Annotated in this window: 7 protein-coding genes and 1 pseudogene; all 8 read left to right on the top strand. The window is 44.9% G+C overall.

The features are described 5' to 3' along the window. Positions 1 to 2: 2 nt before the first annotated feature. The 8 genes and pseudogenes from COT43_10555 to COT43_10520 all read left to right on the top strand — a co-directional run bounded on the left by COT43_10555 (position 3) and on the right by COT43_10520 (position 9766). A complete protein-coding gene (locus COT43_10555; protein PIS27438.1) occupies positions 3 to 1139 on the top strand; it encodes a hypothetical protein in 1137 nt (378 codons plus the stop codon). 32 nt (positions 1140 to 1171) lie between these two features. Next, complete coding sequence (locus COT43_10550) at positions 1172 to 2989, top strand: DNA mismatch repair protein MutL (GenBank protein ID PIS27437.1); 1818 nt, start codon at positions 1172 to 1174, stop codon at positions 2987 to 2989. A gap of 23 nt (positions 2990 to 3012) precedes the next feature. Further along, entirely contained in the window at positions 3013 to 3993 is a 981-nt protein-coding gene (locus tag COT43_10545; protein PIS27436.1) for a tRNA (adenosine(37)-N6)-dimethylallyltransferase MiaA, read from the top strand. Continuing rightward, on the top strand, positions 3990 to 4973 hold the full coding sequence (locus COT43_10540) for a hypothetical protein (GenBank protein ID PIS27435.1): 984 nt from the start codon (positions 3990 to 3992) through the stop codon (positions 4971 to 4973). Before COT43_10545 ends, COT43_10540 begins: the two co-directional genes overlap by 4 nt. A 72-nt stretch (positions 4974 to 5045) precedes the next feature. Continuing rightward, positions 5046 to 5594: a bifunctional pyr operon transcriptional regulator/uracil phosphoribosyltransferase PyrR gene (locus COT43_10535; protein ID PIS27434.1), complete on the top strand. Its 549-nt coding sequence runs from the start codon at positions 5046 to 5048 to the stop codon at positions 5592 to 5594. Next, complete coding sequence (locus tag COT43_10530) at positions 5591 to 6511, top strand: aspartate carbamoyltransferase (protein ID PIS27433.1); 921 nt, start codon at positions 5591 to 5593, stop codon at positions 6509 to 6511. Before COT43_10535 ends, COT43_10530 begins: the two co-directional genes overlap by 4 nt. A gap of 30 nt (positions 6512 to 6541) precedes the next feature. Continuing rightward, entirely contained in the window at positions 6542 to 7840 is a 1299-nt protein-coding gene (locus tag COT43_10525; protein ID PIS27432.1) for a dihydroorotase, read from the top strand. 363 nt (positions 7841 to 8203) lie between these two features. Then, positions 8204 to 9766 (top strand): annotated as a pseudogene (locus COT43_10520) (hypothetical protein).

The raw sequence follows: 9766 nt of genomic DNA, 5'->3' as shown, positions 1-9766 counted from the left end.
TTTTGATCGCTTATAACGTGAATCTCAACACACGTGATTCAAAATTGGCAAATAACATTGCCCAGACGATTCGTGAAAAAGGACGCGCAAAACGCGACATTAACGGCAAGATTATCAAAGACGCAAGCGGCGAAACTATCTTTGAACCGGGAATTTTTAAATCGGTGAAAGCCGTCGGCTGGTATTTGGAACAGCGTCAACTGGCGCAAGTTTCGATCAATCTGACAAATTATCACATTGTGCCGCCGCATGTGGTTTTCGATGAAATTTGTCGGCTCGCTACAGAAAAAGGTTTACGCGTCACCGGATCGGAACTCGTCGGTTTGATTCCCAAAGAGGCGATGTTAATTGCAGGCAGACATTATTTGCGGAAACAAGGAAAATCGGAAGGCGTCCCTGAAGCGGAACTCATTCGCGTAGCCGTTCAGTCCATGGGAATGAATGAAATTTCGCTGTTTGATCCTCAAAAAAAGATCATCGAATTTCAGGTTAGAGAATTTGAAAAAGCGCTGGTGAATTTGTCCGTTCGCGATTTTATTGATGAATTGTCGATGGATTCGCCTGCGCCGGGTGGCGGAAGCGTTTCGGCGCTTTGCGGCGCTCTTTCCGGCGGGCTGATCTCGATGGTCGCCAATTTGACTCATGGCAAAAAAGGCTATGAACGATTTGATCATCGGATGAATGAAATTGCCGGTCAAGCGCAGGGATTGAAAGATGAATTGATCCGGCTAATCGATCTCGACACGGCGGCATTCAACCAAGTGATGGCGTGTTATCGCATGCCGAAAAAAACTGACGACGAAAAAAAGTCTCGTAGTATTGCCATTGAGGAAGCGATGAAACAGGCGACGCTTGTTCCGCTTGAAGTGATGAAGACGACGCGGAAAACGATTCGTTTGATGGATTTCATCGTAAAGCATGGAAATGTCAACTCGATTAGCGATGCTGGCGTCGGCGCACTCTGTGCGGAAACAGCCGTCAAAGGTGCGGCGATGAACGTACGGATTAATCTTGGTTCAGTAACCGACGAGGCGTTTCGTACCGCTATCAAATCGGAAGTTGAAGAAATCGAAAGAGAAACCGCTCGGATTGTCCGAAGGTTAGTTCGGTCGGTTAATCGGAAAATTGAAGTAAAATAGAAGAAAATCACTCGCGATAGATTGAACGGAATATGTCCAAAATAAAAATTCTCAACGAACAACTGACTAACAAAATCGCGGCGGGCGAAGTCGTCCAAAATCCCGCGTCGCTCATCAAGGAGTTGGTCGAAAACAGTCTCGATGCTGGCGCGACAGAAATTTTTGTCGTTGTCAAAAACGGCGGCAAAACGCTTTGTGAAGTGACGGACAACGGCGAGGGAATGTCGAAAGACGATCTTTTATTGGCTTTTGAACGCTATGCAACGAGCAAAATCGCCACGGTTGACGATCTGATTCGGATTCGGACGCTCGGTTTTCGCGGAGAAGCGTTGGCAAGCATCGCCGCCGTTTCCGTTGTGAACGCGATTTCGACTCTTACGGGAACGAGCGAAGGAAATGAACTTGTCATCGAAGGTGGAAGTTTCCGTGAGATTAAACCGCACAGTCCAAAACCCGGTACGACAATTTCCATTAGAAACCTTTTTTATAATATTCCCGCCAGACGAAAATTTCTAAAAAGCGCCGAAGTTGAGTTCCGCAATATCGTCGAAATCATTCGCAAGTTTTCCATGATTCACAACCGCGCGCGGTTTGTTTTAGTTCACAATGACAGAGAGATTTTTAACCTTCGGGAAGAGAGCCGGAAAGATCGGATTGTTCATCTGTTTTCTCCGGAATATCGCGAGAATCTGATACCGATTTCGGTAAAAAGCGGGCCTTTTCAACTTGATGGATTTATCGGAAATCTAAATTTGGTGCGCGCCAGGCGCGGCGATCAATTTTTTTTCGTCAATAATCGGTTTGTAACAGACCGGCTGATGAACCATGCCATTACGGAAGCCTATGCCGCTCTTGTTTCGCGCGGCGAATTTCCGTTTTATTGTCTGCATCTCGAATTACCTCCGGAAATGGTCGATGTGAATGTTCATCCGGCGAAAATGGAAGTGAAATTCCGCGAGCAGAACGACGTGTATCGATTTCTGCAAGAGTCGGTCAAAGATGCGCTGAAAGAAATCGCGAAGGTCATTCCCGATTTGTCCAAATTTTCGCCATTCGATTTTTATGCGCCGCCGCCAATACCGAAGGGTATGCCAGTTGCGCAACCGACATCGGATTTTATCCGACCTGAAGCGGGTGAGTCTTCATCCGATCATCCCGGAATGAATCCGCCAAATAGTCCGCCGCCTTCCTATTATTTTCGTCCGGAAGAACAGGAAAAATGGTCAGAGCGAGCGCGTCGGTTTACCGAACAACCGGTAAAACTTGATGATGAAATTTCACCGTACGAGGTTCAGGTTTATCAAGTACACAATAAATACATTATCAGTCAGGTGAAATCGGGATTGGTAATCATCGACCAGCATGTGGCGCACGAGCGGATATTGTTTGAGGAAGCGCTGGAATCGATGGAAAAGGAGAATTGGAAAGCCCAGCAATTGCTGTTTCCGCATGTCGTTGAATTGTCGGTTACCGATTATTCGACGCTTCTTGAAATTCTTCCATTTTTGGAAAAGCTGGGATTCCGTGCGAAGGAATTTGGGAAACAGACGATTGCGATTGAAGCAGTTCCAGCCGGAATGCGCTGGGGAAACGAAGCGACGATCATTAAGGAAATTCTCGACCATTATCAGGAATTTGGGACAAAAGATATCAGCATCCATGAAAAAGTTGCGGCTTCCTTTGCTTGCAAGGCCGCTATTAAAGCCGGCGATCCGCTTTCGGTCGAAGAGATGCGAAATTTAGTCGACCGCCTGTTCGCCACGAAAAACCCATATTTTTGCCCACACGGCAGACCAATCGTCGTCAATCTGTCTCTGAAGGAACTTGATAAGCGGTTTGAACGGATCTAGAAGATATTTCTGATGGAATTTTCATGAACAATCCGTCTCAACCGGACAATCCCGAAGATTCGGGATCTCTGAATTCCGTCATTTTCATTGTCGGTGCGACAGCTGTTGGTAAAACAGCGACTGCTATCCAATTGGCAAAACTACTTGACGGTGAGATTATCTCCGCCGATTCTCGGCAAGTTTACCGAGGCATGGACGTCGGAACCGCCAAACCGACGCTCAACCAGTTAAAAGATATTCCACATCATTTGATCGATCTTTTCGATCCGGACGAAACAGTCAGCGCGGGAATGTACCGAACAATGGCGCTTGAAACTGTTGCTGATATTCAACGTCGAAACCGACAACCTATTTTCGTCGGCGGCTCCGGACTTTACATCCGGGCTATTCAGAAAGGGATTTTCAAGGATAGCCGTACGGATACGTCGATCCGAGATAAAATCCATCATGAATTGAACGAAAAAGGCGTTGCGTCTCCGTACAATCGGCTTATGGAAATCGATCCGGAAACAGCGGTGAAAATACACCTCAATGACAGCAAACGGATTTCCCGCGCGTTGGAAATTTTTATGACGACGGGTAAAACGCCCTCGCAATTGTATCGGGAACAGAAAACCGATCCGCCGTTCAATTGTCGATCATTTGTTCTCGACATGCCGCGCGAATATTTATACCGTCGGATCGACGAGCGGGTTGATCAGATGATTTCAGATGGATTAGTTGCCGAGGTTCAAAAATTGCTTAGCGTCGGGTTTCGGCGGAATCTGGATGCGTTGATGACGCTCGGTTACCGCGAAGTGATAAAATATTTAGACGGCGAATGTTCTCATGATGAGATGATTGCACAAATCAAACAAAACACGCGGCACTACGCTAAACGACAGATCACGTGGTTTAGGAACCAAATTATAGCCGATTGGATTTCCGTCTCTCCAATGGATCAACCGGACGAAATTGCTCGGCGAGTTATCGATAAACTGACAGGTTCAGAGACAACCGCGTGAAGTACGATCTTTGTATTGCATGGACATGGTCGTTCGATTCAGATTTTATCCGGATTGTTCAGGATGCCTGCGTCGGAAATTCGATTAGTCTGTTGTTGGTCAATTTGGATAATATCGACGGCGTTATTAGACAGGTTCGGCGGAATGAAATCACCTGCCGGATTTTTCTAGATCGCGCTTCGGATGCGGATGAGCGATTTGTGGAATTAGACGTTTGGGCAAAGCGGTGTCGGGCGCGTCGCATCAACCCGCTGGAACATGCAAAACGGGCATGGAATAAGGCGACAATGCATCTCGACTTTATCTCTGCCGGACTTTATGCGCCGCATACGATCATCTTATCGCCGATTTCAATGGACCCCGAATTGCCGGTTATTGATTTTGCGGCGCTCGGCCATCCGTTTATCATCAAACCGGCTCATGGCGGCGGCGGCGACGGCGTGATCACGGAAGCTGGTTCCGAATCGCAAATTCAATCGGCGCGGATGCAGTACACGGGCGACTATTATCTGCTTCAGCAAAAAATCGTTCCCATTCGGATTGGTGACCATGTGGCTTGGTTTCGGGTGATTTACTTTGACGGACAAACGTACGTTTTTTGGTGGGCGACCGATTCGCATATTTACACAGTAGTCTTAGCGGAAGATGAAAAGCAAAACGGCTTATCGCGCTTGCGCGAGATTGCCCAAACGATTTCCAAAATTTGTCAACTCGATCTTTTCTCGACGGAAATCGCGCTGACGAATGACGGTAAGTTCGTCGTTGTTGATTACATCAATGATCCGATTGACCTTCGTCTGAAATCTAAATCGCATGATGGAGTTCCAGACGACATCGTTCAAAGAATCGTCAGCGAACTGATTCGCCATGCGAAGGAAATTAAAAAATTCTCGATTTGCAAACTATTTCTTAGGTATTTTTCGCGAGGAAGGATAAATTCCCGCCAGCAAAATAAGGAGCCTTTTAATTACAACCCGTGAGTTGGCAAGGGCAAAAGAAAAAGAAGAAATCCACCCAAGCGGTGGAATTTTTATTTTACAGAGGAGAGAGCCATGGAATTTAAGGTTAAATCCAAGATAGCAGACGAACAGGCGTTGAACCGGACCGTGACGCGTTTGGCGCATGAAATTCTGGAGAAATGTCGCGGCGTCGAGAATGTTTGCATCATCGGCATCCGGACACGCGGAGAATATTTATCAAAGAGAATTGCAAAGAAAATCGAAGAAATCGAAAACGTCAAACTGCCGGTTGGCGTTCTCGATGTTGTGATGTATCGGGACGATTTCCGGATGAAGAACCGGCTTCCGCGGGTCGAAATCACGAATATCCCGTTTGAAGTGGACGGAAAAATTCTTATTCTCGTCGATGATGTGATTTATACGGGTCGGACAGTTCGCGCCGCTATGGATGCGCTGATAGATTTTGGAAGACCATCATCGATCCAATTGGCAGTTTTGATCGACCGTGGACATCGGGAAATGCCGATCAAGGCAGACTATATCGGTCGAAACGTTCCAACGTCACCCGGCGAGGAAATCCGCGTGCTGATGAAGGAAAGCGACGGTGAGGACGCCATTTTACTGGTAGAGGAAACCCAATGAATTTGAGCATCAAACATTTGTTCGGACTTGAAGGCGTTCCGAAGGAAGACCTAAATCAGATTTTCGACACGGCATTTTCCTTTAGGGAAGTCTTGGAGCGACCCATGAAGCGTGTTCCGACGTTACAAGGCAAAACAATCGTCAATTTGTTTTTTGAGAGTTCCACCCGGACGCGGATTTCTTTTGAACTGGCGGAAAAACGGCTATCGGCGGATATGGTCAATTTTTCCGCTTTGGGAAGTAGCCTATCGAAGGGTGAGAGTTTAAAAGATACGATCCAGAATCTGTACGCTATGAAAATAGACGCGATTGTTATGCGGCATTCGGCGCCGGGATCGGTCAAATTGCTGTCACAGTTTGTCAATGCCGTTATCATCAATGCGGGAGACGGAACACACGAACATCCGACGCAGGCGCTCTTGGATATTGTGTCGCTGAAGGAAAAATTTGGCAAGATTAAAGGTTTGAATGTCGCCATTATCGGCGATATTCGTCATAGTCGGGTCGCAATGTCGAATATTTACGGATTAAAAACGTTAGGTGCGAACGTTGCGGTTTGCGGACCGCCGACTTATATTCCTTATGGTATCGAATCGTTGGGCGTGAAAGTCATGTATAATCTCGATGAAGCGCTTCAGTTTGCCGATGCGGTGAACTTACTGAGAATTCAGATGGAACGGCAGGGGAAAGGATTGATTCCATCCCTACGCGAATATCGAAACCTGTACGGCATGACGCGCGAGCGGCTTGAAAATTTGAAAAAGCCACTGACGATTCTTCATCCGGGACCGATCAACCGCGGCGTTGAAATCGACTCGGACGTTGCCGACGGCGATTATTCCATTATCCTGCATCAGGTTTTAAATGGCGTTGCGATTCGGATGGCGGTTTTATTTCTGCTGGTTGGTGGCAAATAATCAGCGAGCGCAATAGAAAAAGGAGCAATCATGAAAATAGATAAAATGAACGGAAAAGTGCTACTCACGAACGGAAAAATTATCGATCCAGTCGGAGAAAAAATATATGATTCGGACATATTGATCGAAAATGGTGTTATTGTCAAAATCGAAAAAGGGATGACTCCGATGAATGACGCAGAAATCATTAATTTGACCGGACAAATGATTTCGCCGGGATTTGTTGACATACACGTTCATTTTCGCGAGCCGGGATTTGAAGACAAGGAGACGATCGAGTCGGGTTGTCAGGCGGCTCTGGCTGGCGGATTTACCAAAGTTTGTTGCATGCCGAACACCGAGCCGCCGATCGATACGCAGGAGAGTGTTCGGTTTATCTATCGAAAAGCCGAGGGGCAGATCGTGGATGTTTATCCGATTGCCGCGATCACGAAAAACCGCAAGGGCGAAGAATTGACCGGAATGGTCGAGCTGTCGTCCGCCGGCGCTGTGGCATTTTCGGACGACGGCAATCCGTTGGTCAATGCGCAGATCATGCGGTTTGCTCTGGAATATTCCAAAATTGTGGATAAACCAATCATTAATCATTCCGAAGACCCAGCCCTGAAAGCGGACGGCTACATGAATGAAGGCATTGTATCGACGCAACTCGGCATTCCCGGGAATCCATCGGTCGCCGAAGAAATTATGATTTACCGCGATTTAGCGCTGACGAAATTCACGAATTCACGTCTGCATGTTCCGCACGTTTCGACCAAAACTTCGGTGGCGCTGATTCGTCAGGCAAAAGCGGATGGCGTTCGCGTCACGGCAGAAGTTACGCCGCATCACTTTTCGTTGACCGATGAATACATGCGTTCCTTTGATGCAAACGGTAAAGTTTCCCCGCCGCTCCGTTCGGAATCTGATCGGTTGGCGCTTATTGAGGGAATTCAGGATGGAACGATCGATGCGATTGCCACCGATCACGCGCCGCACCAGTACGACACTAAGGAAACGTCGCTCGATCTGGCTTCCTCCGGAATGATTGGTCTCGAAAGCGCTTTCGGATTGGCGATGACCCATCTGGTTCATGCGGGTTATATTTCATTGATGGATTTGATTAAGTTGCTGACGATCAAACCGGCTCATGTAATGAACTTGCCGCTTCCCGGCATTAGCATTGGCGCAGAAGCCAATTTGACTATTATTGATCCGGATGAGTGGTGGGTTTTTAGTCGAAAAGACATCTATTCGCGGTCGCAAAATACGCCGTTCATCGGGCGTGAGTTGACCGGACGAGTCAAATCCGTTTTTGCGAAATCCAGTTATGTCCGTTTGCAGGATTAAGTTTTCCGCCAAAAAAAGCGTGTTTCATCATTCGGCAAAAAATAGAACACTTTTCTATGGTTATCTATCACAAGGGGAAAGTAATCCGCTCGCTGTTTACCGTGCTTTTTTCAGGGAAATTATCTGTTGACTTCGCCTCGTTTTTATTGTAAAATTGCCTCAAATGAAGGCAGAAGGCGAAACAGCAAGAGAACGGTTCAGAGGTGAGAGCAGAAAATTTCCTGCCAGACTAAGTCATTCCCTTGTTTGCCCGCCTTTAGACAGGTAAAAGAGAAATAAACGCAATGCTTGTATTCATACGTTGGCGTTCATTGTAAAAGGACAGCCTGCAACATTGATAGACTTAAAAATAATGAGATTTAAATGCAAAAATATTCAGTAAATCAACATTTGATTGAGACAATTTTAGCTTGGTTAAATTCAGGTGAAATTGCCATCCCAGAAATTCAAAGACCTTTTGTTTGGGACAGCTCAAAAGTCCGTGACTTAATGGATAGTTTGTACCAAGGTTATCCAATTGGATATATCATTGCGTGGAGAAATCCAAACGTAAGACTAAAGGATGGGAGTTTAAGTGAAGGTAAAAAAGTTCTTATTGATGGACAGCAACGAATTACTGCTTTAACTGCAGCTGTGATTGGGCAATATGTAATAAACAAAACTTATCAGCGTGTAAAAATTAAGATTGCCTTTAACCCGATTGACGAAAGATTTGAAGTCCAAAACCCTGCAATTCTAAAAGACAAAACTTGGTTATACGACATTTCCGAAGTTATTAACGGTAGTGTTTTAAAAATTGTGCGAGAATATTTGAAACTCAATCCTGAAGTCGATGAAGAACATGTTGAAAAAACAATTACAAGATTAGTAAATATTCCAAAAAAACAAATTGGACTTATCGAACTTTCTCCAGACCTTGACATTGAAACTGTTACTGAAATATTTATTCGTATCAATTCCAAAGGCGTTGTTTTGAGTCAGGCTGACTTTGCAATGAGTAAAATTGCTGCCGACACAGAAAATGGTGGAAATGAGCTGAGAAAAGCCATTGACTATTTTTGTCATTTGGCAATTGCCCCCGAATTTTACAAACACATCGTTGATAACGACAAAGAGTTCGCAAATACCGAATATTTCCCAAAAATGAATTGGCTAAAAACCGAGAACGAAGACCTCTATGACCCTGACTATAATGATTTAATTCGAGTTGCTTTTACTTCTCAATTTAACAGAGGAAGACTTTCGGACTTAGTGAGTTTACTTTCAGGTAGGAATTTTGAAACACGAACTTACGAATCAGAAATCTCTCAACAATCATTTATAACACTAAAAAAAGGAGTTCTAAATTTTATAAACGAGACTAATTTTAAGCGTTTTTTAATGATTATAAAGTCGGCAGGATTTATATCACCCGACCTTATTCGTTCTCAAAATGCAATAAATTTCGCATACATAGTTTACCTTAAACTAAAAGAACTTGGTGTTAATTCGGTAGCAATTGAAAGCTATGTTAAACGTTGGTTTGTTTATTTGGTCTTAACTGGTCGTTATTCAGGTTCGCCAGAGAGTTTGTTTGATTTTGATATTAAGCAAATTTCTCAAAAACCCTTTGATGAATACTTGAAAGAAAAAGAAGAAGGCGAATTATCAGAAGCTTTTTGGAATGCTTCGTTACCACAAAGTTTGGATACTTCCGTTGCAAGTAGTCCTTACTTCCACGTTTTTCTCGCTTCGTAGGTAAAAGCTAATGATAGAGGATTTTTATCAAAAGACGTTTTGGTAAGCGACTTAATTTCGCTTCGCGGTGATATTCACCATTTATTTCCAAAAGACTATCTTAAAAAGAATGGTTTGGATAGGAGCAAATACAACCAAATTGCGAACTATGTTTTTATGCAATCGGAAATCAATATTAAAGTGGGCAAT

Source organism: Candidatus Marinimicrobia bacterium CG08_land_8_20_14_0_20_45_22 (assembly GCA_002774355.1).
Taxonomy (GTDB): domain Bacteria; phylum Fidelibacterota; class UBA2242; order UBA2242; family UBA2242; genus 0-14-0-20-45-22.
Note: the sequence above shows the minus strand (reverse complement) of the source record. Positions and strands in the feature narration are given on the sequence as shown.